A 24582-nucleotide genomic window follows, 5' to 3' on the forward strand; every position below is an offset into this window, starting at 1 on the left:
TTGTAATACCGAATTATGGACGATCAAAACGCTGTTTCGGCGCTGGGCGCACTCGCTCAGGACAACAGGCTTGCTGCCTTTCGATTGTTGATGCAGCAAGGACCGAACGGCTTGCCGTCCGGAGACGTCGCCATGCGATTGAACGTGCCGCCGACCCGTATGTCGTTTCACTTGACGACACTTGAGAGGGCCGGACTGCTCATTGCACGCCGTGATGGCAGGCATATCCACTATTCGGTTGATATTGATGCCATGAGGACCTTACTGGCTTTTCTCGTAGAGGATTGCTGCGGCAATGATCCGAGCGTCTGCGGTTTTTCACCCAGCACGATCTCCAGGCCCAAAAACGCTGTCTAGGACCGGAAAACATGACAATCACGATCTATCACAACCCCAAATGCGGCACGTCACGGAACACGCTTGAAATGATCCGCAAGTCAGGCATCGAGCCGCAGATAATCGAATATCTGAAAACGCCTCCAAGCAGAGAAAAGCTTCTCGAGTTGATTGCCCAGATGGGTATTTCGGTGCGGGATCTTATTCGTCAGAAAGGAACGCCCTTTGAGGAACTTGGGCTTTCAGATGGCAAATGGACTGATGATCAACTGGTCGATTTTATGATGGAACATCCCATATTGATCAATCGACCGATTGTGGTGTCTGAAAAAGGGGTTCTTCTGTGTCGCCCTTCAGAAAAGGTGGTGGACCTGCTCTCTACCGAAATCGGATCATTCACCAAGGAAGACGGTGAGATCGTGAATTCAGGGTCAACGGATGCCTGATCTCGATCTGGTCGGAAACGGACTGCGAAATGTCATCAAAACCGACATAGCGCCGATTGCGGGCGATCGGCTCATGTCGTTGAACGACGAGATGCACGCTCCTCGTGTTCTGTTGCTTTATGGATCTCTGAGGGAACGTTCCTACAGCCGATTTTTGGTTCACGAGGCTGAAAGGATATTGAACGCCTTCGGAGCAGAAACCCGGATCTTTGACCCTGAAGGCTTGCCATTGCCGGATGATGCTGAAATCGACCACGCAAAAGTGGCTGAACTCAGGGAGCTGTGCAATTGGTCGGAAGCCCAGGTTTGGTGTTCTCCAGAGCGGCATGGTGCGATGACCGGAGTATTGAAATCCCAGATTGACTGGATCCCTCTCAGCACTGGAGCTATTCGGCCCACTCAGGGCAAAACGCTTGCACTCATGCAGGTTTCGGGCGGATCTCAATCCTTCAACGCGCTCAATCAGATGCGAATTCTCGGCCGTTGGATGCGCATGGTCACAGTTCCCAACCAATCGTCTGTTCCAAAGGCTTATCAGGAATTTGACGAAGACGGGCGTATGAAACCGTCTCCTCTTTACGATCGCGTTGTCGATGTCATGGAAGAGTTGATGAAATTTACGCTGTTGGTTCGCGGCAGATCCACTTATCTCGTGGATAGGTACTCGGAACGCAAGGCAGATCGTGAAAAACGCTCGGCCGCTTCAGAAGCCGCGCTGGGTGTTGCCCGCTGATCGAACCCGTTCCGATTATCCGGCCGTTTTCAGTTCCGCGTTTTTCTCAGTCGCTGGGTCTTCCATCGGCTTTGAACTTTGAGCGAGTTCCGGAGCAAGCCGGATTTTCGGAGATTTAGCCCGCCGAACCATGTTTTGGGGGAACCACAAACCGCCTTCTTCGTTTAATGGAAAGACTGGGTATTCGGCTTCATGCCGTGTCACCTCGTCGGGTTTGCCGAACATGTATCCCTGCACCAAATCACAACCGGCTGCGCTCAGCAGCACAGCCTGTTCTTCGGTTTCAACACCTTCTGCAGTGATGACAACATCGAGTGAACGTCCAAGGCCCACAATGGATGTGACGATGGCGTCCGTGCTGGCATCTTTTCCGAGATTTTGAATAAAGGCCTTGTCGATCTTGATTTTGTCGAATGGAAACAGGCTGAGATAGCTCAGCGATGAGTAGCCTGTTCCGAAATCGTCCATGGCAATCGACACACCCATGTCTCGGATTTGCCTCAGCGTTTCAACAACGGCGTCTGTGTTTGAGATGAGAAGGCTTTCTGTAACTTCGATCTCAAGCCGGTGCGGATCAAGTCCTGAGTTCCTGAGCGCAGTTGCGACGCGGTGCTGTGTTTCACCCGCAATGAACTGAGCTGCTGAAACGTTGACCGCAATACGTCGGCTCTTGTCTTCCCAAAGTGCGGCCTCCAGACAGGCATGATTCAAGACCCAAGTGCCAATCTCTTCGATAAGTCCTGTATCTTCGGCTATTGGAATGAATATGTCCGGACGAATGGTACCTTTGGCCGGATGATCCCAGCGGATCAGTGCTTCATAGCCCTTCAACTCCCCGTCGCGCAAAGAGTACTGCGGTTGGTATAGCAGTTTGAACTGGTTGAACTTAAGGGCCTTGGACAGGCCTTCCTCGACTTCTTTCCTTTTTTGAGCTTCGGCGTCGAGCTCAGCGGTGTACCAGGAAAATGTCGACCGGCCGCTGTGTTTTGCCCGGTAGAGGGCAAGGTCGGCGCAATGGAGCAGTCGCGATGCCCTCCAGGATCCGTCTGTTGCGCGTGCAATCCCGACAGAAAGCGAGATCTTGATGTCCTTGCCGTCTATTGTGCAAGGGGCATCGGTGGCCGCAATCATGTCCGCTGCAAGGCGGGTCATGCGGGCCGGATCCGAAATTGACGTCAACATGACCGCGAATTCGTCGCCAGACAGACGGGCAACAAGGTGATTGTTGAAGACAGATTTCAAACGCTCGCCGACAATCTGCAGAAACACGTCACCTGTTCCATGGCCGTACGTGTCGTTGATTTCCTTGAATTTGTCGACGTCGATCAACATGACGCCAATGTTGGAGGCTTTGGCCTGTGACAGACGCAGAGCTTCCGTCAAACGTGCATTGAATACGGCCCGGTTCGGCAGCCCGGTGAGCGTGTCGTGGTGAGCGAGATATTGAATGTCGCGATTTGTGCGCACCTGATCATAAAACCGCATCCACAAGAGAAAGCCTGCAAACACGATGGAGGCAAGGCAGAGGCCACCGATGGCCGCGCTGATTGACCAAATAAGAGGTGTCAGGCTTGTAAGGAGTTCCGACTGGGTCACCAATATGAGCAGACCGGGCACGTTCGGACCGATGTTTTCAGGTCTGTAAGCAAGCACAGCATTCGGCCCGAATTTCCCGAACAACGTCATGTCCGGCACGGCTGTCAGCAACTTTGAAGAATTCAATGCAGTGCGTGCGCTGGTCAGCGTGTCAGCAGAAACCAGCGTGTTGGCTTTGTACCAGTCAATCTTGCCGAAGCCGGTATCGAATTTCTCGGCGCTCGATGTTGAGCCGGGAAAGACAAGTGCTGCGTCCAGGACTTCGGACCGCCCCATCTTAAGCTGCAACATGTCTCTGATGTTGTTCAAAGTGCTTGTGGGTAGCAGGGATGTCGGCTCTTGTGCCTTGGATAAACGGAGCTGACTAACGTTCGGCAGCGCCGGCTGACGATCCTGCTGCAAGGACACAAGCATGTCCTGTATGGATTTCTCATACGGGATGAAGGCTTGTTCCAAACCACGCACAACCAGCCAATGAGTCAGCAGTCGGTTGCTGGCATAGACCCCCAGCGCCAATGTCAGAACCAGTGACATCGATATGAAAAATATTACAATGTTTCTTCTGACCAGGGGGCAGCCATTCGGCGTATTACCAGTATCTCAACATAAGTGCGAAAATTTTAGTCGCAATTCCTTTAACCATCATGAATCCCCATTGGGAATCAGGGCTATATTTGCTTATCTCAATTGTCTTCAGTCCCAGTCACGCTGTTGATCATGGCCAGTTGCCGCCATGATCACTGGTCAAACATCCCTGTGGTGGATAAGAGTGTTATGAGCAATTGAATCAGATGGATTGGGCTGGCCAGAACTTTCTGGTGCTATTCCGAATAGGAGCGCATGGGTGAGCGTCTGGAGCAGCCTGGGCAGTATTGTAAGTTCTATTGGTACGGGTGGAGCTCAATTCGTCGACCGGCTCGTGCAGCTTGTGCTGGCACGCCCGGAAGGCACCAGCAGTGTTGGCTTTACCGTTGCAATGATCGCCTTGTCGGCCAAGATGGCAAAGGCTGATGGGGTTGTTACAACCGATGAGATCATCGCGTTTCGGGAGCTTTTCGAAGTTCCACCGAAAGAAGAGCGCAATGTTGCCCGCCTTTTCAACCTGGCGCAGGAAGATGTCGCCGGATTTGAAGTCTATGCCAAGAAGCTGGCTGATCTGTTTCCCTACGATCACAAGACTTTGCTCGACATTCTTGACGGCCTGTTTCACATCGCCAAGGCCGATGGTGTCGTTCACGAAAGCGAAGTCGGCTACCTTTCAAAAGTGGCTGAAGTCTTTGGACTGGACGAACGAGAGTTTTCAAAAGTCCTCGCGCGTCACGTTCGCAAGGACGGAAATCCTTATGATGTCCTCGGGCTTGGACCTGACGCCAGCAATGCCGACCTCAAGGCTCATTATCGCCGGGAGGTTCAGGAAACCCATCCGGACCGCTTGATAGCCAGGGGTGTTCCAGAAGAATTCGTCCGCATTGCGAATGACCGGCTCGCCGCGTTGAACAACGCCTGGGCACAAATCAGTGCGGAAAGGGGTATATGAGCGCCTTAACAGATACGGGAGTTCCGGCGAGGGTTCATCCGTCTCCCAATCACGGCCCGCGAGCTAATGGTGCCCAAATCGATATGGTCGTTTTGCACTATACGGGCATGCAATCAGCGGAAGCCGCCTTACAGCGGCTATGTGATCCCCGAGCAGAAGTGTCTGCACACTACTTTGTTGACGAAGATGGATCGATCCTCCAGTGCGTTCCGGAGGCCCGGCGTGCATGGCATGCGGGGCAAGGTTCCTGGAAAGGTGAAACGGATACGAACTCCCGCTCGATCGGCGTTGAAATCGTCAATCCGGGACACGAATTTGGGTACCGTTCTTTCCCAACCGCCCAAGTCGCTGCAGTTATCGAGCTTGTCAGCGACATTTGTAGAAGACACGGAATTCAGCCCTGGATGGTTTTGGGACATTCCGACATCGCTCCGGAACGAAAAGTTGACCCTGGAGAGTTGTTCCCTTGGGACCGCCTGGCCGCATCCGGGGTCGGGCACTTCGTCGACCCGAGCCCGATCGGCAGCGGTTTGATGATGCAGGAAGGCGATAGCGGTCAGCCTGTAGAGGCTCTTCAGTCCATGCTCGCTCTTTACGGCTACGAGGTCGCCGTCAGCGGTGATTTCAGCACCCAGACAAAGCATGCCGTTTCCGCGTTTCAACGGCACTTCCGCCCTGAAAAGGTGGATGGGGTGGTTGACAGATCAACGATCGAGACATTGCACGGCCTTCTGAAAAGGTTGCCGTCGCTCGCGAGTTGAACCGGACAGACGTCTGAGAAAAACTGTTGGCTCAAAGTTCGTTCACGCAACTGTTGAAATTATGCTGCGCTGCGGCAAGAAAGACTTCTGATTCGCCAGATGGCGTCACAGTCTTTCTCCAATTTGCCAACCAAACGCCCTGTTGCCTGCCCAATTTCGTCAAAATTTGCAGTTTCTGACGAATTTTTGCGCCGAAACTCCGAGAGAATTCGAAATAAATTGAAATAAATCGTGATTGGGAGGTGCCCAATTTTGTCCCATAGCTCCGTCATTTCTCCGCCTCGAAATCAACAACACCAAAAACCAAAAGGGCTGGACTGAATGTTACGGTCATTGACGAAAGTTACTGGGGCGCTTTGCCTTTTCGCCTATGCTACATCCTCTTTCACATCTTCTGCCATTGCAGTCGGATCAGGTGCGGACCCGATCCTGCATGTCATAGACACTAAGAAGAAGGACAAGGATGCCAATTCAAATGATGTGAAGCAGGTCACGAATGTCGGTTCGGGATCAAAACCGATCCTTCACATCATCGAACCGGAAAAACCGGAAAAGTCTGCGAAGAAACCCAAGGCATCGTCCGCGAAAGCGAAATCGAGTGCGAAAAGCACAAAAAACGCCAAGGCCAAGACATCCAAGAGGTCAGCAAGTCGCGACAGTTATACCACGCTGATCCGCAAGGCAGCTGCAAAACACGGAGTTCCGGTCAAGATCGCCAAGGCTGTTGTGGAAGTTGAAAGCAATTTCAACCCGCGCGCACGGGGCAGGGCCGGTGAAGTAGGTCTGATGCAGATCAAGCCAGCGACGGCCCGTGGCATCGGATATCGGGGCTCGACAAAGGCGCTTTACGATCCGGCGACCAATCTCGAATGGGGCATGAAATATCTTGCCGGTGCCCATCAGAAAGCCGGTGGCGACTTGTGCGGCACGATCTTGCGCTACAACGCCGGACACTATGCAAAGCGCATGAATCCGGTCAGCCGCCGCTACTGCTCCAAGGTCAAGCGTCTTATAGGTTCCATCTGAATAGATTGCAGGGCGGTCAATCGTGGACCAAAACCCGTCGGGAGATCCCGGCGGGTTTTTTGTTTGCATACTCCAAAGCTACGCAAACTTTCGCTGCGCTGCGGGTACGGAAGCTGGAACAGGCGTCCCTTCCGGAACATCTGCGGCGGCAAAGGGTGGACCAAGGGCAGTAACGACAGGGACGACACCTGCCCACAGGTCTGTTCCAAGGTCTTCCTTATCGTCGACTGGACCGCCAGTTCTGACCTTTGAACTGGCATGTTCGATCTCAAGTGCGAGCACGCCTGTTGCTTTGTGCTCGGTCGCTGTCATTTCGCGGCATTCATCCCAACGACCGGGCATCAGATGATCGGTGATGGCTTTCAAGGCATCGATTTGCTCGGCATGGTCCTCAACAAGTCGCGCAGTGCCATGAACGATCGCGCAACGATAGTTCATCGAATGATGAAAAGCGGAACGAGCGGCCACGATGCCGTCGACGAGAGTCACGGTCAGACTTGCGGGGGCACCCTCTGCATTTTCCTTGATGATGCGTGTTTTGCTCGCACCGTGAATATAGATCTTGTTGCCGGAACGTGCATAAGCCATCGGGATGACCATCGGTCGTTGTTCATGGATGAACGCACAATGCGCCAAAAGACCCGCGTCCAATATCTCGTTGACGAGATCTCGGTCGTAGCTTCCTCTGTTCATCTGCCGGATTTTAGCGTAGCGCGGCAAATCATTTGCCTGCCGCTTTTCCAAGGAGGACATCAAACTCTCCACTTGACTGTCAGTTGTGCGATGTTCTTTGCTCAAGAAATTGGCTCCACAAAAGATCCGGTTTTTTAAAAATGACAGAACCAGTTTTACCCGAAGGTGTTTTGACGCTCAAAAGACGGTCAGACGTGCCGCTCGCTGAGCAGATTTATCGGTCGATCAGGATAGCTGTTCAGTCTGGTCTGCTGCACTCGGGCAGCGCCTTGCCATCAACGCGTCGTCTTGCTGCCTCGTTGCAGGTCGGCAGAAATACGGTGAATACGGCATACGATTTGCTCAGAGCTGAAGGGATTACCAGGGTCAAGTCCGGAGCCGCGCCGCGCATTGCAAGCGGCATTCGTCTGGAAGGTGGACCTTCCCCTGCCGGACGTGGTGCGACGTTGCCGCGCCTCTCTGGGCGCGGAGAACTCATGGCAGCAAATATTCGTGGAAACGGGTGGGCCTTCAGACATGGAGCGCTGCAGCCTGGAACGCCCGCATTAGACTGTTTTCCATATGAAGAGTGGGCAAGATCGCTTCGCCGAGCCGCCCGACTTGAGCGTAGTCCGGATCTGCAATACCGAAACTTTTCCGGCCTGCCTGCATTGAAGAAACGTCTAGCACGCTACCTTGCATCTGAACGTGGGGTAAGAGCAGGACCGGAACAGATCCTGGTCACCAGTTCCATGCAGGCTTGCCTGTCCTTGCTGTCTCTTGCATTGGCCGACCCCGGAGATGAAGCCTGGCTCGAGGAGCCAGGTTATCTCGGTGCTCGCACTGCGTTTCATGTGGCAGGGCTTAAGGTTCGGCCGCTGCCGGTGGATGAAGAAGGCGCAGATCCGGGCAAACTCGCACAGTGGGAGAAACCACCAAGGCTGATCTACGTCACGCCTTCCCATCAATACCCGCTTGGCATCCGCATGCCGCTCGCGCGACGTCTTGCGCTGTTGGACGCAGCACGCGAGGCCGGGGCGGCAATCCTGGAGGATGACTACGACAGCGAGTTCCTGTTTTCAGGTCGTCCAGTTGCAGCGTTGCAGGGCCTGGCGAGCGAGGGTCAGGTGATTTATCTCGGGACCTTCTCGAAAAGTCTGATGCCGGGTTTGCGCATTGCCTATTGCGTGGTTCCGCAAGGCCTGGTGGCATCGCTTGAGCAATTCATGCGCAACATGGGTTGTGCAGCCAATGTGCAAGCTCAGGCAGCTCTTGAGCATTTCATGGACTGCGGTGCATATCAAAAACACCTGAAGCAGATCCGCAGGGTCTATGAAGCGAGGGGGATTGCGCTGGTCGAAACGTTGCGGGCGTGTTTGGGCAATCGCGTCGACGTCAAGCTGCCAACCGGTAATGTACAGGTTGCGATCCTCTTTCGAGAACCGATTGACGATGTCTCTCTTGCCGTTGCCATGCAATCGAGAGGTTTCGCGGTTTCGCCGTTGAGCAACTGTTATCTCGACAGGGGCGCTAAACCCGGGCTTATCATCGGTTTCGCTAGCGCTCAGGAGAGACAGATGGTGGCCGGTATCGATACTCTCAGCAATCTCTTGGACAGTGGAAATTTCTGTATATGAAACTTCGAGGTTTTATCGCTATCAGGACGCAATGCTTCTTGCGGCATAATCCGCTGCTGCCCTAATTCTTGAAGAGCCGCAGTCAGCTTTGGCCATTGCGTTGAGGCCAAGAATAACGGCGAGAACGAAATTGGCTTGGTCGCGGGCACAGAGCGAAGCCGTTTCGTCGCTGTCTCTTTCCAGCGTTCGCAACAGCCGATTTTCCAGTTCGGTCATCTTTGAGCAAACAAACGACTGTTCACCACTATGCGCATCAGCTGTTTCGCTAGATGAAGACAAAAGCAGGCAGCCTCGTGGCGTATTGAGGGACATGAACGATCCGATGTGCCGAATGAAGTTCGCGACCGCCTGTTTTGGCGGCTTGTCTTCGTCGAGGATCTTGAGGCCAACCTCGGTCGCCTCATTCCAGTATTTTTCAAGAACTCTTTCGAATACGTCGTCCTTGCAGCCGAAAGCGGCATAGAAACTGCCGCGTTTGATGCCGGCAGCGTCTTGAAGATCGTCAACAGAAGTTCCTCTGTAACCGTTGGTCCAGAATACATCGACAAAGGCGTCAATAGCCTCATCGACATCAAAGGATTTTGGTCTTCCGGCCATGAAACCTCATTGCATTTCAGTCTCCGGCATTTGATTTGCCGGAGACTGAAAATCGTTATTCGGCTGCGATCGCCGCTGGAGCCCAGGCGAACTTCTGAAACGGTGGATCAACAGGCGTGTCAGCCAGGTGGTTGACGTAATTAGACATTACTTTCTGTGCGACGCCAAGAATGACGTCAAGAACATGTTGTTTGGTGTAGCCGGAGGCCAGAAAGCTCTCCACATCTTGCGTTGAGACATTGCCGCGTTGACGCACGACCTGAAGCGTGAACCGACGAAGGGCTTCAAGTTTCGCGTCTTCAAGCGGTTTCGCGTTTCGAAGGTCTTCGATGAGGCCGCTGTTGATTTTCTGCATATGTGCAATGGCGGTATGGGCCGGTACGCAATAGTGACAGGCGTGCTCCACATTGATCGTCATCCAAACCACAGTCTGCTGAGCTGCAGTGAGGCTGGTCTGCTGAAAGAGCTCATGAAGCTTCTGGTAGGCCTCCAGGTGCTGGGGAGATTCAGCCATGACGGCATGCAGGTTCGGTATCATCCCAAACGCTTGAAGTGAGTTGTTGAGAAGCGGTTTGCTCTGCTCTGGTGCGGTCTCAAGTGTGTGGCGTGAAAATTCAGTCATATGCCTGTCTCTCTTTCATTTCAGAGCGCGACTCGCACTCATGATGGCAGGAGACATATGGGAATTATGTACTGCATAGTCAAAAATGTAGCGATGCTATTTTTTGGCAGAAAACATGGGTTTTTTAGTTCGCTCAAGGAAACGTGAAACCGAGGCTTTCAGCTGAATTCCCTAAAAGTTAGCCAAAAGCCGTGACAGTCAAATAAAGATCGGGTAGCGCACCAGCGCCATGCACAGTTGCTTGACCTTGCCGACAAAGCCACTTAAGTCCGCAGACGCCAGTCGGCCGGACAGCCGCTGCCGCAAATGCCGAAAGGTTGCGGGGGAGGAAAGTCCGGGCTCCAAGGAAACACGGTGCCGGGTAACGCCCGGCGAGGGCGACCTTAGGGAAAGTGCCACAGAAAGCAAACCGCTCCGGGCCAATCGAAAGGTTGTATCGGAGTAAGGGTGAAAGGGTGGAGTAAGAGCCCACCGCGCTGCTGGCAACAGCAGCGGCATGGTAAACCCCACCGGGAGCAAGACCGAATAGGGACAGCATTGGGCCATGGAGCGATCCTGGCCCGGGCCCGTTTCCAGGCCGACTGTCCGGGTTGGTTGCGCGAGGTGCCTGGTAACAGGTGCCCCAGACGAATGGCTGTCACGTCCGCGAAAGCGGGCCATACAGAACCCGGCTTACAGGCCGACTGGCACTTCTTTGACCACTTTCAGCATGCGGTATATTGCGGCGTGCTTTTCAGGAAATCTCCATATGCATCTGCATTTGGGTATGAGAACTGTTCGGCCACCGGATTGGCGCGCTTGCGCTTTGTTGCGCCCATGTCGGCCAGCAACTCGTCGAAGTGACGGAAATGAAATGGTGCAGAACACAACCCACCATAAACCTTGGCGGCGGGACGTTCGTGACGTTTCCATTCAAGCATTTCATCGATATTTTTGCGCATGACGTCTGCGCTGGGCTGGTTGGCAAGCTTACCGTCGGCATAACGTACCAGCCAGTTGGCGATCATCTCGGCCGACAGGATCGTGCAGAAGCTGGAATTGAAACCGACGAACCCCATGTCGGGCAGATCGGGATTAACGGCAAGTCTAAAGACCCGATATTGCCCGTCAGGTTCAATCAGCTTGTCCTGATACGTTTGCGCCAGGTATGGGACTCCCAGTTTCCAGCCAACAGCGAGAACGGCAAGGTCGCAGGGCAACTTGTCGCCGTTCGCAAGAACCACTTGACCTTCCTCATACCGCTCAAAAGTACTTCTTATCGGCTTTATAGATCCGTTCTCAAAGCCTTCAAACAGGCCAGGCGTTACGATCGGCAATGAGCAAGATGCGTCCTTCTCGATGGGGCCGTCTGGAACCATGTCCCACTTCTTCAGTTTCAGTTGAAGTTTGAGAAGCGTTTCAAGCCCTCGGAAGTTGGCCCAAATCAAGGGTGTGAATGCGGCGAAAACAGCTTTGCGTATGGTCGAACGCCCCCAACCGTTGAACTGCTGCTCCTGCGCGCGCATGTACAAAAGCCGTTTGAAGTTGATGCCGCCCACAAAATATGGAACGCGCCATACAGGTTCCCGGTAGACCATTGTTACGGATCTCGCTCCGTTTCGGGCTGCATTGACGACGATGTCGGTGGCCGATTTCGACCCGCCCAACACGACCACTCTTTTGCCATCTGCCAGATTGCTATCGGTGTATTCGGAACTGTGCACGACGTTGCCACCGGCAGCTTCGAATTCGGCCTGTCCTGGGTGGCGTATGATGTTCTTGTCGGAAAACTGGCCGGTACATACAGCGACGAAATCGAATTCTTCGGACCATGTCTTTCCGGCTGCCTCCAGAATAAGTGTCCAACCTTTCCCGCCATCGGCGCGCTTCTCCATGGATTGTACGCGGGTATTGAGACGAAAAAGTCTGCCTAGCTTATGCTTGTCGGCATAAGCATGCAGGTAAGCGTGCACCTGAGGCCCCTTTGGCCATTCCGGATAACTCTCCGGCATCGGCATATCTGTAAAACGGTAAAGGTCTTTCGGCGATTGTGTCTGGACATCCGGGTATGACCTTGATGGTTCCCAAACCCCGCCAAGATCGTGACTGCGTTCAAACCCGAGTACGCGGTGGCCGCGCTCGTCAAAGGCTTTGGCAGCCGCAAGCCCACTTATGCCGCCGCCGATGACGGCGACAGTCTTGCGTTTCGTCATTGAACTAGTCCTCTGTCTTAATCTATGAGACGGCTCGTTCGATCAGGCCTCATCTGGCGGGGGTAGAAAATCGACCTCGTGCAACGCAGAAAGCCGCACAAGCTCCGCGGGGTCGGTAATGCCGTTCAGGGCGCCGAAAAGGTCAAACAGCTTTCGGGTCGGCGCGACGCCAAAGACGCAGGTTGCCGTCTTTCCGGACCGATTGAAGATGCCGTGAGCTTCGCCCATGGGCATGCGCACCGTGTCTCCAGGGCCGGCTTTGTGAACGTTGCCGCCCATTTCTACCTCCAGTTCCCCCTCCAGCATGACGATCCACTCGTCCTGTGTGGGATGAATATGAGGTGGCACGAAGGTTTCCGCCGGTATCTCGGCATGCCAGATAAAGGCGTTGTTGCTCACTAGCTTGGGCGTATAGGTGTGGCCAACAACATTCCAGCTGACATTGTCCAACCCCTTTTCGGCAGAGGTGACGCCTGCTCCGTTCTGCATGATGTTTGTCTCGCTTGTCTTTGCGTTAATCAGCGCAAAAAGCTAAGCGCGCCTTGCGCAAATGTTTTATCCGATTTGCGAAATTACCTGATCACCTGCTGTGAAATGCCGCATTGCAGAACGTGTTCTTCTTGAACAGCGAAGGCTTCGACGGCATGCTCTCATGCATGATTTCGCAGCTGTCAGGCAAAACTCCGCTGGATCGCTATCGGTGCTTCGAAACGTTGGATGTCGATGAAGCCCGGGACATTGTTGCGCGCCATTTTTGCAATCATCGATTGGAGTTGGCTTCGGCAGATGCTCGTTTTGACGCTTGTCAGAACAGAGTGGCCGGCCGGCACCTGTCACTGAACTACCTTCGATACGGTGCCGATGTGTCCATCGACCCCGGAGAGTTGGCGGATTTCTACCTGATACAGATACCTATCGCCGGCACCGCAGAGGTCGCGAATGGTCATCAGTACGTCTCGTCCGATACCAGGACAGCGACACTTCTGAACCCTGATCGCCATACGAAGATGCAGTGGCATGCGGGTTGCGAACAGGTTCTCTTGCAAATCGAACGCGCATTTGTTCGGCAGATTGCGGTTCGCATGGCTGGAACCGAGCTTGGCCCCATAAGGTTCAACGCAAAGCTTGATCTTACGCAGCCGGAGCTTGCCCGGTGGTCAAGGAGGCTTCGCGGGCTTTTCAAGGGAGCTGAAGCGGGGGAGATCTTTAGCAATAAAAACGATCGTTGCCAGGACCTCCTGGAAGAAATGCTGGTTGCATCGCTGTTAGATAGCCAGCCAAATACCGTTTCTCCGATGCTGGGCAGGACCAGCAGCGGGGCGACGCCGGCGATCGTCAAGCGTGCTACTGAAATGATCTGTGAGCGCTTTCAGGAAGATATCAGCCTGCTGGACATCAGTTCACACTCCGGAACAACGCCGCGCAATCTCCAACTGCTTTTCAAGCGCGAGTTTGGTCGCAGCCCGATCCAGTATCTGCAAAGCATCCGGTTGGCATATGCGCGCCATCTTCTGATCAGTGGATCCGACAGTCTCACGATTGCGGAAGTGGCCGACATGTCGGGGCATCGGCATTTCGGCCGTTTTAGCGTCGCTTACAGACGGTGTTTCGACGAAACTCCTCGGGAAACCCGGCGTTATCAAAAATTCCGTTGAGCTCCGTTTTTGGGAAGAGACGAATTTCCCAAGTGTTTAACGTAATCCGCGCGTATTTTTCTTGGGTGAATTGGTAACCCGGTTCTTGGGATGCTGCGAGAACCGGCTGAATTTTGCTTAAGGTGGTGCGCGGTTTCCCGTCGTTTTTCATTCTCCACAAGTCTTTAGGCGCTAGGCAATTTTTGCCGAAATCCGCAACTGCAATTTGGAAAACCTCCGTATTCCTGCGAATCCGATTCTTGGTTTCTGTCAAGGCTTCATTAAGCATGTTCGTCTTAACATCGCTCGACGGGGTCGTGTGCGATCAAATCATGCTGGAATCCAAGAGATTCCATTGACCGCCCATGAATTCCCATGGTATCCCATAAGAACCCAGAATGGGGAGTGCGGGCCCATATTTGTCGGGCTCAGGGCATCTGTTTTAACGGCTTAGCAGGAGCCGCTTTCGCAAATTGCATGTCCTGGCGGGTATCTGGCCTTCCTTCATTCCAGGGTGATTAGGGGATTTCTGCGGGTGGGGACCCGCTTCGAGGGGATTTATGGCCGGATTTGTTTCTCACTACACCAACCGGCTGGATGCCAAGGGTCGCGTTTCGATCCCGGCACCTTTCCGCTCGGTGCTTGCGAGAGATGGTTTTGAAGGTCTTTATTGTATCAAATCCTCCCATTGCGACGCGGTCGATGCAGGCGGCAACGAACTGCTGGCGCAGATCGAGGCAACGTCTGAGGCCTTTGCCAAACTTTCACCTGATCACGATGCGCTTGCCGTCGCACTTTTTGGGGCCAGCGAAAACCCGAGAATTGATGGAGATGGGCGTATGACCATCTCCGACATGATACGGGACCACACAGGCATTTCCGACCAGGTCACATTCGTTGGCCTGAAATACAAATTTCAGATCTGGGAACCAAACAAGTTTCGTGAGTACAGCGCGGAGGCCCAAAAGCGCGCGCTCGCGATGCTGTCGGGGCAGAGCCCCGTCTCCTCTCAAGGAGGACCGGCATGATGACGCTTGGCGTAAGAGATGAAAATCTCGCCGCAGGCGGACCTGAGCGTCATGTGCCGGTTCTTCTGGATGAGGTTCTTGAGTGGCTGGACCCGCAGCCCGATGAAGTCATGGTGGATGGCACATTCGGCGCCGGCGGTTATTCCCGTGCAATTCTAGAGCGTGGCGCAAAAGTTGTCGGCATAGACCGGGATCCGGATGCGATTGCCGGTGGGCAGACGTTGGTCCAGGAAGCCGAAGGCCGCCTGATACTTGTTGCTGGACAGTTTGCAGGTCTGGAAGATCATGCTCGTCAGTCTGGATTTGATGGTGTTGACGGGGTTGTTCTGGACCTTGGCGTTTCGTCCATGCAGCTCGATGAGGCCGAGCGTGGTTTTTCCTTCATGAAAGACGGCCCGCTTGACATGCGTATGGAGCAGTCCGGCCCGTCTGCGGCCGATGTGGTCAACGAGATGCCGGTGAAGGACCTTATTCGCATCATTGGCCTTTTAGGGGAAGAAAAGCGGGCTACGACCGTTGCGCATGCGATTGGCAATGCGCGCAAGGAAAAACCATTTTCTCGCACGCTGGAGTTGGCGCGCCTTATCGAGAAGGTGCTTGGCCGCTCACCGAAGAAAGCCCAGATTCACCCGGCAACGCGTACGTTTCAGGCGCTGCGGATCTACGTAAATGGAGAGTTGCACCAGGCAGCTGAAGCATTGGGTGCCGCTGAGCGCATTCTTAAGCCCGGCGGGCGTCTTGTGCTGGTGAGTTTTCATTCGCTGGAAGACCGTATCGTGAAGCGGTTTTTCCAGGACAGGACACGAACTCGCGGGGGTGGTTCGCGTCATATGCCCGAGCAAGAAGTGCCTCCGGCGACATTTGAGCTTTTGACGCGCAAGGCTGTGGAAGCGGCGGCGGATGAAACAGGCGTCAATCCGCGGGCTCGTTCCGCAAAGCTCAGGGCTGGTCGCCGCACGGAAGCGCCGGCGCGGGAATTGGATATCCATGCAGCGGGTGTTCCACGCCTGGCAGACTATCATGGGTTAGGGGCTGAAGGTGGTTCGTACGCTGAACATATTGTTCATTCTGGCAGTCGTTATTGGCGCTGCAACCGTCTACGACATGAAGCTGGCGGCAACAAAATCGGCGGAGAAAGTTGCCGATCTTCAGCGTCAGATAGATGAAGAGCGAAATTCCATCCGGCATTTGAAGGCCGAGTGGAGCCTGTTGAACAAGCCCGACCGGCTGCAGGCCCTGGTCGAACGTTACAACGATTATCTCCAACTGAAGCCGCTTGATGTGAAGCAGATCGTGGCGCCGGAAGACCTTCCTGCGCGCCCGGTCATGCTGGAGCCGATCGGCGGCAACCAGATGGGCGGCTATGCCGGCTCATCGGCAACGATCCGATGAGGGCGGTAAAATGACGTTGGTAAGCGAACCGGAAAGTTTCCTCCAAGTGCGGCGCTCCCAGCCACGGGCCGCCCGGGGATCCGTGTCATCAAGCGCGGTCAAGTCTCGTGTCTACGTCGCCATGCTTGCCTTTGCATGCGTTTATGTCGCTATTGCCGGGCGTCTTGTCATGCTTGCGCAGATGGAGGAGGCACCGTCGCGTGCCTTTATCTCCGCTCAGGACTCTGTCTCGGCATCGCGGCCTGATCTCATTGATCGTAATGGAGAAATCCTCGCCACGGATATCAAGACCGCGTCGCTCTATGCCGAGCCGCGTCGCGTCATTGACGTTGACGAGGCCGTCGAGGGGCTGATCCGCGTTCTGCCGGAGCTTGATGAGGCCCTGGTGCGCCGCCGCCTGGAAAGCGGCACCGGCTTTGTCTGGCTGAAGCGCGAAATGACGCCGCAACAAGCCAAGAAGATTCACAATCTGGGTCTGCCCGGCGTCGGGTTCCTGTCTGAAAACCAGAGATTTTATCCAGGTGGTCCGACTGCGGGACACATTGTCGGTTCGGTCAATGTCGACAATCAGGGTCTGGCTGGTATTGAAAAATACATTGATGGTGAATGGCTCGCAGATCTGCAGTCTCTCGGCTTCACGTCGGACCGCTCGATGGAGCCCGTACGCCTTTCCGTTGATCTGCGTGTTCAGCATGTAGTGCGCGATGAGCTGGTCAAGGCAATGGAGCGCTACAAGGCAATCGCAGCCGCTGGGATCGTTCTGGATGCTAAAACTGGCGAAGTCGTTGCGATGTCCTCCTTGCCTGATTACGACCCGAATGATCGTTCGCAGGCACTTGAAAAAGACCGTCTGAACAGAGCAACAGGCGGTGTCTTTGAAATGGGCTCCGTTTTCAAAACATTCACGACTGCGATGGCGCTGGATTCCGGAGCGGTTTCAATCAACGACAGTTTTGATGCCACGCGCCCGATTCGAGCCGGAGGTCGCACAATCTCTGATTTCCACGGGAAAAACCGCATATTGTCGGTCCCGGAAATCTTCATCTATTCCTCCAATATCGGCACAGCCAAAATGATGCTGGCAACCGGCATATCCAGACAGCGTGAGTTTTTCGAACGCCTTCATCTGACGAAGCGTTTGAAGACTGAGTTGCCGGAAAATGCAGCGCCGTTGCTGCCGCCGAAATGGAACGAGCTGGCAGCCATGACGATTTCATTCGGTCACGGAATATCGGTGACCCCAATGCAGACCGCAGTTGCTGCAGCTGCACTCGTGAATGGCGGTAAACTCCTGCCTCCAACCTTTGTGCCACGCAGCCCGGCAGATGTCCAAGCTGTTGAAAAACAGGTCATTTCACCCGAGGTTAGCCGGATCATGCGGTATCTTTTCCGCCTGAACGTGCTGTCCGGATCGGGGCGCAAGGCGGATGTTCCCGGCTATGTCGTTGGCGGCAAGACGGGAACTGCGGAAAAGATTGAAAATGGCCGATATGTCGACAATAAGCGGCGTAACTCGTTCCTGTCAGCCTTCCCGATGGACGATCCGCGCTACGTGGTGCTTGTCGTGATCGACGAGCCCAAGCGCGAACGCGAGGGAACAGGCGTTACAGCAGGTTGGAACGCTGCGCCCATGGTTGGCGCAATTGTACGCCGCTCCGCGCCGATGTTGGGTGTAATGCCGCGTTTCGGTAAAGGGGATGAACCAATCGAGATTTCCTATTAAGGAGACACTTTAACAAGGTTCGAGAGCCGGCGGGGTCGCAGCCGGTACCGGTTCTCGAAAAGACGACGCACAGATGACGATCGGGTGAAATGGATCTTGAATATCTAGCCGCTGGCCTTGATGTGCCGGGCGAGGCGAAGAACCTGCAGCTTTCTGGGTTGACGGCGGACAGTCGAAACGTCGGGCCCGGCTATCTTTTTGCAGCTCTGAAGGGCGCCACAGTCGACGGCACAAAGTTCGCCCCGGATGCGGTTTCTTCCGGGGCTCTTGTCATTTTATGTGCTTTGGATGCGGTCGAGAGCGTCAGAAACAACTGCCCAGCTGGGACGATCGTGCTTGGCGCTGGAGAGCCGCGGCAGGTTCTGGCGCGCATGGCGGCAAGGTTTTACGGGGCTCAGCCGGATACGATTGTTGCTGTTACCGGAACCGCAGGCAAAACCTCCGTCGCTCATTTCGTCCGGCAGATTTTTCAGTCGGCAGGCCATCCGGCAGCAAGCCTTGGAACACTTGGGACAATCAAGCCTGATGGTGAAAGTTACGGCGGACTGACGACGCCTGACCCGGTGGCCCTCCAGAAGGAGCTTGCGGAGCTTCATGTCGAGGGGATTGACCATGCCGCTATGGAGGCCTCGTCCCACGGGCTGGATCAATTCAGATTGGACGGTGTGCGGCTGACAGCGGCGGGTTTCACCAATCTTGGCCGCGATCACATGGACTATCACGCCACTCTTGAAGACTATCTTCAAGCCAAGCTCCGCCTGTTCTCAGAACTTCTACCGACTGGCGGAACGGTGGTTCTGGATCCAGGCGAGAAATATGCTGACAGGGTTGCAGATGTTGCCCGAGAACGTGGTCTGGCCGTATTCACGGTTGGAGAAACGGGCAAGGATCTCACTCTCACCGGACTGAGGCCGCAAGGTGCGGGGCAGGAGTTGACCCTCCAGACCGTACGCGGCGAATACAGGGTTACGCTGCCTCTGATTGGCCGGTTTCAGGTTTCCAACGCGTTGATTGCTGCCGGATTGGCGATTTCAGCCGGTATCGATACGGGCACGGCACTTCGGTCGCTTGAGAATCTGAAGGGAGCGCCTGGACGACTGGAACTCGCCGGCAAGACCGGTTCAGGGGGGCTTGTATTTGTCGACTACGCCCACAAGCCGGACGCGCTGGACAACGCTCTAGCGGCGCTGAAGCCCTTCGCACGTGGAAAATTGTCCGTCGTGATCGGCGCTGGTGGCGATCGGGATCCCGGCAAGCGTGAATTGATGGGGGCTGCGGCTTCCCGTCAGGCAGACCTGGTCATTGTCGCCGACGACAATCCGCGGTCCGAAGATCCGGCCACGATCCGCAAGGCCGTTCTTGCGGGTGCTCCGGGAGCCATTGAGATCGGGGATCGGTTTGAGGCGATCGCGGAAGGTGTCCGCCGTCTTGAGGCCGGCGATATCTTGTGTGTTGCGGGAAAAGGACACGAAACGGGCCAGATTGTTGGCGACACAGTGATTCCCTTTTCAGATCACGATGCAGTGCAACGCGCCATCAGCAATGAAGGAAACACATGAGCGAGCCGCTTTGGACTCTGAATGCCTTTGCTGAGGCTGCAGCAGGCAGCACCAGAGGTGATGTTGGTGCAGACATCACCGGAATATCCATCGACAGCCGGTCACTTGAGCCCGGGGATGCTTTCATAGCGATCAAAGGCGACCGCCTGGACGGCCACGACTATGTTGCCGCAGCGCTTGATGCCGGTGCAGCCGTGGCGCTCGTGTCGGAAGACAGGCTTTCAGAATTGCCGGAAGACGGACGCTATGTGATCGTCAGTGACACGCTGGAAGCGATGCGCAAGTTGGGTATTGTTGCGCGGGCGCGTTCAAATGCCAGAATTGTTGCGGTGACCGGGTCCGTTGGCAAAACAGGAACGAAGGAAGCACTTCGCATGACGCTGGAGCAATCCGGCAAGGTTCATGCCTCAGCTGCATCTTTCAACAATCATTGGGGCGTGCCCCTGACGCTTGCGCGTATGCCTGCGGATGCAGACTTTGGAGTGTTCGAAATCGGCATGAACCACGCCGGTGAGATCACACCTCTGGTCAAGATGGTTCGCCCGCATGTTGCGATCATCACCACGGTTCAACCGGTTCACCTGGAATATTTCGATTCAGTTGAAAAGATTGCCCAGGCGAAAGCGGAGATCTTCAGTGGCTTGGAGCCGGGCGGTATCGCGATCTTGAACAGGGACAACCAGCAATACGATCTGTTGAAGTTCCTGGCCGTCAATGCGGGCGTATCGGTCGTCCAAACCTTTGGTGAAACAGCTTCGGCCGACAGTTGCATCGAAAACCATGCCAGTTATCCAGGTGGATCGAGTGTCGATGCAAATATCCTGGGACAGGAGATCACTTACAAGATCGGTGCACCCGGCAAACATTTCGTCAAGAACAGCCTGGCGGTGCTGACCGCAGTTGTTGACCTTGGCGCCGACCTTGCAAAAGCCGGTTTGGCGCTTGATGCGATGCGCGCTCCCAAGGGCAGGGGTGAGGTGACGCGGCTGCCGATGCCAGATGGCGAACTGAACCTTATTGACGAAAGCTATAATGCCAATCCGGCTTCAATGCGTGCGGCTCTTGCGGTACTTGGCGAAGCGCCGGTCACACGTCCGGGGCGACGCGTCGCGGTTCTGGGCGACATGCTGGAACTTGGCGCCGACGCCGATAGGCTGCACGGAGAGTTGCAGGTGCCGATCTTTGAAGCTGGCATAGATGCGGTCTACTGCGTTGGGCCTCACATGCATGTGCTTTGGCAGAACCTGCCACGGGAAATTCGGGCTCACTACAGCGAAAGTGCAAAAGATCTGGAAGACCTTCTTTTGGGCGACGTCAGGTCTGGTGATGTTGTTATGATCAAGGGATCGCTTGGTACCCGAATGGGCCCGCTTGTCGAGGCCCTCAAAAAGGAATATCCGCCCGCGGACGATATCGCGGCGGCATAAGGGATAGCTGATGTTTTATTTCTTGGGGGAATTTGCGGACCAGATATCGGCACTGAACGTGTTCCGGTACATCACGTTCCGCACAGGCGGTGCGATCATGACCGCCTTGTTTTTTGTCTTTCTGTTTGGTCCCAAAATTATTGCCAGCCTGCGTATTCGCCAGGGACACGGTCAGCCCATCCGCTCCGATGGACCGGAGAGCCATCTCCTGACCAAAAAAGGCACACCGACGATGGGAGGGTTGATGATCCTCTCCGGTGCGATGGTTGCAACCCTTTTATGGACGGATCTCTCCAACCCTTATGTCTGGGTGGTGATCTTCGTAACACTTGGTTTCGGCAGCATCGGTTTTTATGATGACTATCTGAAAGTGACAAAGTCGTCCCACAAGGGTTTCGGCAGCAAAGCGCGTCTTGGTCTTGAATTTCTGATTGCCGGAGTTGCCGCCTATGCGGTCACAGTGCTCGACACTTCGGAGTATTCCGAGGCGATAACCTTTCCATTCCTGAAGGACTTCACACTCAATCTCGGTCTGATTTTCATCCCCTTTGCCGCCTTTGTCATGGTCGGCGCAGGCAATGCGGTCAACCTGACGGACGGGCTCGATGGGCTCGCAATCGTACCGGTGATGATTGCATGTGCTTCCTTCGGTTTGATTGCCTATCTGTCCGGTAACGCTGTTTTCGCAAGCTATCTGCAAATCCATCATGTTTCGGGAACAGGTGAACTCGCGGTCATCTGCGGTGCCGTCATTGGCGCAGGTCTCGGGTTCTTGTGGTTCAATGCGCCTCCGGCGGCGATCTTCATGGGTGACACGGGATCGCTTGCTCTGGGCGGTATGATTGGAGCTATTGCAGTCGCAACCAAGCACGAGATCGTACTGGCAATCATCGGCGGTTTATTCGTGCTTGAGGCTGTTTCAGTGATTGTCCAGGTCATATCGTTCAAATTGACGGGCAAGCGTGTTTTCCGAATGGCCCCGATCCACCACCATTTCGAGATCATGGGTTGGACCGAAAGCCAGGTGGTGATCCGCTTTTGGATCATTGCTGTTGTGCTTGCTCTGGTTGGCCTCGCCACGCTGAAGCTGAGGTAGGCCACATGATCCCAGTCACCACATTTGCAAACCAGAAGGTTGCCCTGTTCGGATTGGGTGGATCCGGACTTGCGACCGCGCGTGCCCTCAAGGCAGGCGGTGCCGATGTGGTGTGTTTCGACGACAACGAAGGCAGGGTCCAGCAAGCTGCCGGCGAAGGCTTGCAGACATCAGACTTGAAGCAGATTGACTGGTCGGATGTCAGCGCACTGGTTCTTGCGCCTGGAGTCCCGCTGACACATCCGTTACCGCATTGGTCAGTCGAACTGTCGCGAGATGCGGGTGTTGAAATCATCGGCGATGTGGAGCTCTTCTGCCGCGAAAAGCGCAGGCTTTGCCCAGAAGCCCCGCTGATTGCCATCACAGGCACAAATGGGAAGTCGACAACAACCGCACTTGTTGCCCATCTCCTGAAAGAGCTTGGACTGGATGTCCAGGTTGGCGGAAATATAGGCACACCGGTCCTGGATCTTGAAAGACCGCAGCCCGGTCGACACTATGTTGTGGAGTGTTCTTCCTACCAGATCGATTTGGCTCCATCGCTTGACGCGACCGTCGGCATCCACATGAACCTGTCGCCCGACCATCTCGACAGGCATGGTTCCATGGAAAACTATGCTGCGATCAAGGAGCGGCTGGTGGCGGGTTCGAAAGTTGCCATTGTCGGCGTGGATGACCGTCTGTCCTCAACGATTGCCGATCGCCTGGAACTTGCGCGCAAGCCTGTCTGCCGGATCGCTGGTGAGCGTGAACTCACCAATGGAATCTATGCGCGCCACGGTCGCCTCTTCGAAGCGCACGAAGGAACACAGAGTGAAGTTGCGACGCTTGGGGGTATCGACAGTCTTCGCGGTGATCACAATGGCCAAAACGCTGCCGCGGCATTCGCTGCATTGCGCGCGCTGGAGCTTCCTGCAGACCGTATCGCTGAGGCAATGAAGACCTTTCCGGGCCTTCACCATCGCATGGAAGTCGTTACGAGGCAGGGACGTGTTCTCTTCATCAATGATTCCAAGGCAACAAATGCAGACGCGGCTGCGCGGGCACTGGCAAGTTTTGACCGGATTTACTGGATTGCAGGCGGGCGGGCCAAAGAAGGCGGCATTTCATCCCTGGACGAGTATTTCCCGAAGATTGCGAAAACATTCCTGATCGGCGAAGCAGCTGACGCTTTTGCGAAGACGCTGGATGGTCGTGTTCCTTACAAGGTCAGTGGAACCATGCCACAGGCGGTCAAGGATGCAGTTGCCGAAGCGGCTGAAGACGACGCAGCCGAGATAGCGATCTTGCTGTCTCCTGCCTGTGCGAGCTTCGACCAATTTCCGAATTTTGAACTGCGGGGCGCTGCTTTTGTAGATGCGGTGCGTGCCTTGCCTGGTGCTGGTAACACTCAGGAGGTGGCATAGCATGGTCTCGCGCGCGGATCGCAGCAAATTTGCCGAATGGCTCTGGACGGTAGATCACTATCTGCTTGCTGCCTTCGGACTTTTGCTTTTGGCAGGCGTGGTCTTTGCCTTTGCCGCAAGCCCGCCCGTGGCGGAACGGATTGGCGTTGACTCTCTTTATTTCGTCAAACGTCAGGCAATGTTTGTTGTTCCAGCACTTGTCATCATGTTGGCCGCGTCTTTGATGACGCCCCGCATGGTTCGCAGGGCAGCGCTTGTCGTGTTCACAGTCTCGGTATTCCTGTTGATTGCCACGCTGTTCATGGGATTTGAAACTAAGGGCGCGCGCCGGTGGATTTACATAGCCGGGGTTTCTCTGCAGGCCTCAGAATTCCTGAAGCCGGCTTTTGTAATCCTGGTGGCATTTTTGCTTTCTGAAAGTGGCCGTCGGCGCGAGATCCCAGGTATCTTGTTTGCCTTTGTCCTGTTTGCCATTTGCGCGGCGCTGTTGATCGCGCAGCCCGATTTCGGTCAGACCATGCTGCTTGGTCTCGTCTGGGCAGGCCTGTTTTTTCTCAATGGCATTTCCTGGGTGATCATCATTGCGCTGGGGCTGATCGGCGTTGTGGGGCTCTTTGCGGCCTACGTTTTTCTGCCGCACGTTACCAATCGCGTTGATCGTTTTCTTGATCCGAGTTCTGGCGACACATTCCAGGTGGATACGGCAATGGAGTCCTTCCTGTCTGGTGGCTGGTTCGGTCAGGGGCCGGGTGAGGGGACCGTCAAACGCGTTCTGCCGGACAGCCACGCGGACTTTATCTTCGCTGTTGTCGGCGAGGAGTTTGGCGTTGTTGTTTGTCTGTTACTGGTTGGTGTCTTTGCCTTTATCGTCATCCGGGGTCTGAGCCACGCGGGCCGTGACCAGGATGCGTTCAGCCGTCTTGCCACGGCAGGTCTCCTGGTTTTGTTCGGGTTGCAGGCGACCATCAATCTCGCCGTCAATCTTCACTTGATCCCATCCAAGGGCATGACCTTGCCATTCATTTCCTATGGCGGATCGTCGCTCCTGTCGTCTGCCATGACTGCAGGTGCCATTTTGGCTCTAACCCGACGGCGTCCGCGGCCCTCGCGCAGCGAAGCCGTGACGGTTAGCCGACTTTCGCCTTCTTCGTTGATGTAGTTT

23 protein-coding genes and 1 other RNA gene are annotated in these 24582 nt (G+C 55.0%); 18 read left to right on the forward strand and 6 right to left on the reverse strand.

Features of this window, described 5'->3' with window-relative positions:
• Positions 1 to 15: 15 nt before the first annotated feature.
• The 3 genes from ACZ1HV_RS24275 to arsH are packed head-to-tail and all read left to right on the forward strand — an operon-like array spanning position 16 to position 1515.
• Entirely contained in the window at positions 16 to 357 is a 342-nt protein-coding gene (locus ACZ1HV_RS24275; protein WP_298963836.1) for an ArsR/SmtB family transcription factor, read from the forward strand.
• An 11-nt stretch (positions 358 to 368) separates the two neighbouring features.
• Positions 369 to 782 carry an arsenate reductase (glutaredoxin) gene (gene arsC, locus ACZ1HV_RS24280; RefSeq protein ID WP_472716575.1) on the forward strand — a complete coding sequence of 138 codons (414 nt, stop codon included), beginning with the start codon at positions 369 to 371 and terminating at the stop codon, positions 780 to 782.
• Complete coding sequence (gene arsH, locus ACZ1HV_RS24285; protein WP_298821373.1) at positions 775 to 1515, forward strand: arsenical resistance protein ArsH; 741 nt, start codon at positions 775 to 777, stop codon at positions 1513 to 1515. The genes arsC and arsH overlap by 8 nt, the downstream gene beginning before the upstream one ends.
• A 15-nt stretch (positions 1516 to 1530) precedes the next feature.
• Here arsH and ACZ1HV_RS24290 read toward each other — a convergent pair whose 3' ends face one another.
• Positions 1531 to 3645 (reverse strand): putative bifunctional diguanylate cyclase/phosphodiesterase, encoded by a 2115-nt coding sequence (locus tag ACZ1HV_RS24290; RefSeq protein ID WP_472716576.1) that lies wholly within the window; start codon positions 3643 to 3645, stop codon positions 1531 to 1533.
• A gap of 310 nt (positions 3646 to 3955) precedes the next feature.
• On the opposite strand from ACZ1HV_RS24290, the gene ACZ1HV_RS24295 reads away from it, so the two are divergent.
• From ACZ1HV_RS24295 to ACZ1HV_RS24305, 3 genes are all read left to right on the forward strand, one after another.
• Positions 3956 to 4648, forward strand: a complete 693-nt coding sequence (locus ACZ1HV_RS24295) for a molecular chaperone DjiA (protein ID WP_152500750.1) — start codon at positions 3956 to 3958, stop codon at positions 4646 to 4648.
• Positions 4645 to 5409: an N-acetylmuramoyl-L-alanine amidase gene (locus ACZ1HV_RS24300; RefSeq protein WP_298821369.1), complete on the forward strand. Its 765-nt coding sequence runs from the start codon at positions 4645 to 4647 to the stop codon at positions 5407 to 5409. Before ACZ1HV_RS24295 ends, ACZ1HV_RS24300 begins: the two co-directional genes overlap by 4 nt.
• Before the next feature lie 519 nt (positions 5410 to 5928).
• Positions 5929 to 6435: a lytic transglycosylase domain-containing protein gene (locus ACZ1HV_RS24305; RefSeq protein WP_472718498.1), complete on the forward strand. Its 507-nt coding sequence runs from the start codon at positions 5929 to 5931 to the stop codon at positions 6433 to 6435.
• 78 nt (positions 6436 to 6513) lie between these two features.
• Here the strand turns inward: ACZ1HV_RS24305 and ACZ1HV_RS24310 are convergent, their stop codons facing one another.
• Positions 6514 to 7188 (reverse strand): pyridoxamine 5'-phosphate oxidase family protein, encoded by a 675-nt coding sequence (locus ACZ1HV_RS24310; protein WP_472716577.1) that lies wholly within the window; start codon positions 7186 to 7188, stop codon positions 6514 to 6516.
• A gap of 80 nt (positions 7189 to 7268) precedes the next feature.
• Here ACZ1HV_RS24310 and pdxR point away from each other — a divergent pair, with 80 nt between their 5' ends.
• Complete coding sequence (pdxR, locus tag ACZ1HV_RS24315; RefSeq protein WP_472716578.1) at positions 7269 to 8744, forward strand: MocR-like pyridoxine biosynthesis transcription factor PdxR; 1476 nt, start codon at positions 7269 to 7271, stop codon at positions 8742 to 8744.
• A gap of 21 nt (positions 8745 to 8765) precedes the next feature.
• Here the strand turns inward: pdxR and ACZ1HV_RS24320 are convergent, their stop codons facing one another.
• The gene (locus tag ACZ1HV_RS24320; protein ID WP_472716579.1) at positions 8766 to 9341 is read right to left on the reverse strand and encodes a TetR/AcrR family transcriptional regulator; all 576 of its coding nucleotides are present in this window, start codon (positions 9339 to 9341) and stop codon (positions 8766 to 8768) included.
• A gap of 55 nt (positions 9342 to 9396) precedes the next feature.
• Positions 9397 to 9963, reverse strand: a complete 567-nt coding sequence (locus ACZ1HV_RS24325; protein WP_472716580.1) for a carboxymuconolactone decarboxylase family protein — start codon at positions 9961 to 9963, stop codon at positions 9397 to 9399.
• 278 nt (positions 9964 to 10241) lie between these two features.
• Between ACZ1HV_RS24325 and rnpB the strand changes: the two genes are divergently transcribed.
• Positions 10242 to 10654, forward strand: an RNA gene (rnpB, locus tag ACZ1HV_RS24330) — RNase P RNA component class A.
• A 13-nt stretch (positions 10655 to 10667) separates the two neighbouring features.
• On the opposite strand, the gene ACZ1HV_RS24335 is transcribed toward rnpB, so the two are convergent.
• Both ACZ1HV_RS24335 and ACZ1HV_RS24340 read right to left on the reverse strand, forming a co-directional pair.
• Positions 10668 to 12155, reverse strand: a complete 1488-nt coding sequence (locus tag ACZ1HV_RS24335) for a flavin-containing monooxygenase (protein ID WP_472716581.1) — start codon at positions 12153 to 12155, stop codon at positions 10668 to 10670.
• Positions 12156 to 12197: 42 nt separating this feature from the next.
• Positions 12198 to 12644 (reverse strand): cupin domain-containing protein, encoded by a 447-nt coding sequence (locus tag ACZ1HV_RS24340; protein ID WP_298821355.1) that lies wholly within the window; start codon positions 12642 to 12644, stop codon positions 12198 to 12200.
• A 122-nt stretch (positions 12645 to 12766) separates the two neighbouring features.
• On the opposite strand from ACZ1HV_RS24340, the gene ACZ1HV_RS24345 reads away from it, so the two are divergent.
• The 10 genes from ACZ1HV_RS24345 (at position 12767) to ACZ1HV_RS24390 (ending at position 24579) form a co-directional block, all read left to right on the forward strand.
• Complete coding sequence (locus ACZ1HV_RS24345; RefSeq protein ID WP_472718499.1) at positions 12767 to 13810, forward strand: AraC family transcriptional regulator; 1044 nt, start codon at positions 12767 to 12769, stop codon at positions 13808 to 13810.
• A 539-nt stretch (positions 13811 to 14349) separates the two neighbouring features.
• Entirely contained in the window at positions 14350 to 14817 is a 468-nt protein-coding gene (locus ACZ1HV_RS24350; protein ID WP_298821352.1) for a division/cell wall cluster transcriptional repressor MraZ, read from the forward strand.
• Positions 14814 to 15983, forward strand: a complete 1170-nt coding sequence (gene rsmH, locus ACZ1HV_RS24355; protein WP_472716582.1) for a 16S rRNA (cytosine(1402)-N(4))-methyltransferase RsmH — start codon at positions 14814 to 14816, stop codon at positions 15981 to 15983. Before ACZ1HV_RS24350 ends, rsmH begins: the two co-directional genes overlap by 4 nt.
• The gene (gene ftsL, locus ACZ1HV_RS24360; RefSeq protein WP_472716583.1) at positions 15922 to 16209 is read left to right on the forward strand and encodes a cell division protein FtsL; all 288 of its coding nucleotides are present in this window, start codon (positions 15922 to 15924) and stop codon (positions 16207 to 16209) included. Before rsmH ends, ftsL begins: the two co-directional genes overlap by 62 nt.
• 10 nt (positions 16210 to 16219) lie before the next feature.
• On the forward strand, positions 16220 to 17932 hold the full coding sequence (locus ACZ1HV_RS24365; protein ID WP_298821346.1) for a peptidoglycan D,D-transpeptidase FtsI family protein: 1713 nt from the start codon (positions 16220 to 16222) through the stop codon (positions 17930 to 17932).
• 89 nt (positions 17933 to 18021) lie between these two features.
• Positions 18022 to 19491 (forward strand): UDP-N-acetylmuramoyl-L-alanyl-D-glutamate--2,6-diaminopimelate ligase, encoded by a 1470-nt coding sequence (locus ACZ1HV_RS24370; RefSeq protein ID WP_472716584.1) that lies wholly within the window; start codon positions 18022 to 18024, stop codon positions 19489 to 19491.
• Positions 19488 to 20918: a UDP-N-acetylmuramoylalanyl-D-glutamyl-2,6-diaminopimelate--D-alanyl-D-alanine ligase gene (locus ACZ1HV_RS24375; protein ID WP_472716585.1), complete on the forward strand. Its 1431-nt coding sequence runs from the start codon at positions 19488 to 19490 to the stop codon at positions 20916 to 20918. Before ACZ1HV_RS24370 ends, ACZ1HV_RS24375 begins: the two co-directional genes overlap by 4 nt.
• Before the next feature lie 10 nt (positions 20919 to 20928).
• The gene (gene mraY, locus ACZ1HV_RS24380) at positions 20929 to 22014 is read left to right on the forward strand and encodes a phospho-N-acetylmuramoyl-pentapeptide-transferase (protein WP_298986299.1); all 1086 of its coding nucleotides are present in this window, start codon (positions 20929 to 20931) and stop codon (positions 22012 to 22014) included.
• A gap of 5 nt (positions 22015 to 22019) precedes the next feature.
• On the forward strand, positions 22020 to 23420 hold the full coding sequence (gene murD / locus ACZ1HV_RS24385) for a UDP-N-acetylmuramoyl-L-alanine--D-glutamate ligase (protein WP_472716586.1): 1401 nt from the start codon (positions 22020 to 22022) through the stop codon (positions 23418 to 23420).
• A 1-nt stretch (position 23421) separates the two neighbouring features.
• Entirely contained in the window at positions 23422 to 24579 is a 1158-nt protein-coding gene (locus tag ACZ1HV_RS24390; protein WP_152500766.1) for an FtsW/RodA/SpoVE family cell cycle protein, read from the forward strand.
• The last annotated feature ends 3 nt before the right edge of the window (positions 24580 to 24582 follow it).

It is taken from the genome of Roseibium sp. JB4-4, from assembly GCF_055693425.1.

Coding starts and splice junctions, on each gene's coding strand:
- ACZ1HV_RS24275 (WP_298963836.1), top strand. CDS start 16: ATGGACGATCAAAACGCTGTTTCGGCGCTGGGCGCACTCGCTCAGGAC.
- arsC (WP_472716575.1), top strand. CDS start 369: ATGACAATCACGATCTATCACAACCCCAAATGCGGCACGTCACGGAAC.
- arsH (WP_298821373.1), top strand. CDS start 775: ATGCCTGATCTCGATCTGGTCGGAAACGGACTGCGAAATGTCATCAAA.
- ACZ1HV_RS24290 (WP_472716576.1), bottom strand. CDS start 3,645: ATGTCACTGGTTCTGACATTGGCGCTGGGGGTCTATGCCAGCAACCGA.
- ACZ1HV_RS24300 (WP_298821369.1), top strand. CDS start 4,645: ATGAGCGCCTTAACAGATACGGGAGTTCCGGCGAGGGTTCATCCGTCT.
- ACZ1HV_RS24310 (WP_472716577.1), bottom strand. CDS start 7,188: ATGTCCTCCTTGGAAAAGCGGCAGGCAAATGATTTGCCGCGCTACGCT.
- pdxR (WP_472716578.1), top strand. CDS start 7,269: ATGACAGAACCAGTTTTACCCGAAGGTGTTTTGACGCTCAAAAGACGG.
- ACZ1HV_RS24320 (WP_472716579.1), bottom strand. CDS start 9,341: ATGGCCGGAAGACCAAAATCCTTTGATGTCGATGAGGCTATTGACGCC.
- ACZ1HV_RS24325 (WP_472716580.1), bottom strand. CDS start 9,963: ATGACTGAATTTTCACGCCACACACTTGAGACCGCACCAGAGCAGAGC.
- ACZ1HV_RS24335 (WP_472716581.1), bottom strand. CDS start 12,155: ATGACGAAACGCAAGACTGTCGCCGTCATCGGCGGCGGCATAAGTGGG.
- ACZ1HV_RS24340 (WP_298821355.1), bottom strand. CDS start 12,644: ATGCAGAACGGAGCAGGCGTCACCTCTGCCGAAAAGGGGTTGGACAAT.
- ACZ1HV_RS24350 (WP_298821352.1), top strand. CDS start 14,350: ATGGCCGGATTTGTTTCTCACTACACCAACCGGCTGGATGCCAAGGGT.
- rsmH (WP_472716582.1), top strand. CDS start 14,814: ATGATGACGCTTGGCGTAAGAGATGAAAATCTCGCCGCAGGCGGACCT.
- ftsL (WP_472716583.1), top strand. CDS start 15,922: ATGAAGCTGGCGGCAACAAAATCGGCGGAGAAAGTTGCCGATCTTCAG.
- ACZ1HV_RS24365 (WP_298821346.1), top strand. CDS start 16,220: ATGACGTTGGTAAGCGAACCGGAAAGTTTCCTCCAAGTGCGGCGCTCC.
- ACZ1HV_RS24370 (WP_472716584.1), top strand. CDS start 18,022: ATGGATCTTGAATATCTAGCCGCTGGCCTTGATGTGCCGGGCGAGGCG.
- ACZ1HV_RS24375 (WP_472716585.1), top strand. CDS start 19,488: ATGAGCGAGCCGCTTTGGACTCTGAATGCCTTTGCTGAGGCTGCAGCA.
- mraY (WP_298986299.1), top strand. CDS start 20,929: ATGTTTTATTTCTTGGGGGAATTTGCGGACCAGATATCGGCACTGAAC.
- murD (WP_472716586.1), top strand. CDS start 22,020: ATGATCCCAGTCACCACATTTGCAAACCAGAAGGTTGCCCTGTTCGGA.
- ACZ1HV_RS24390 (WP_152500766.1), top strand. CDS start 23,422: ATGGTCTCGCGCGCGGATCGCAGCAAATTTGCCGAATGGCTCTGGACG.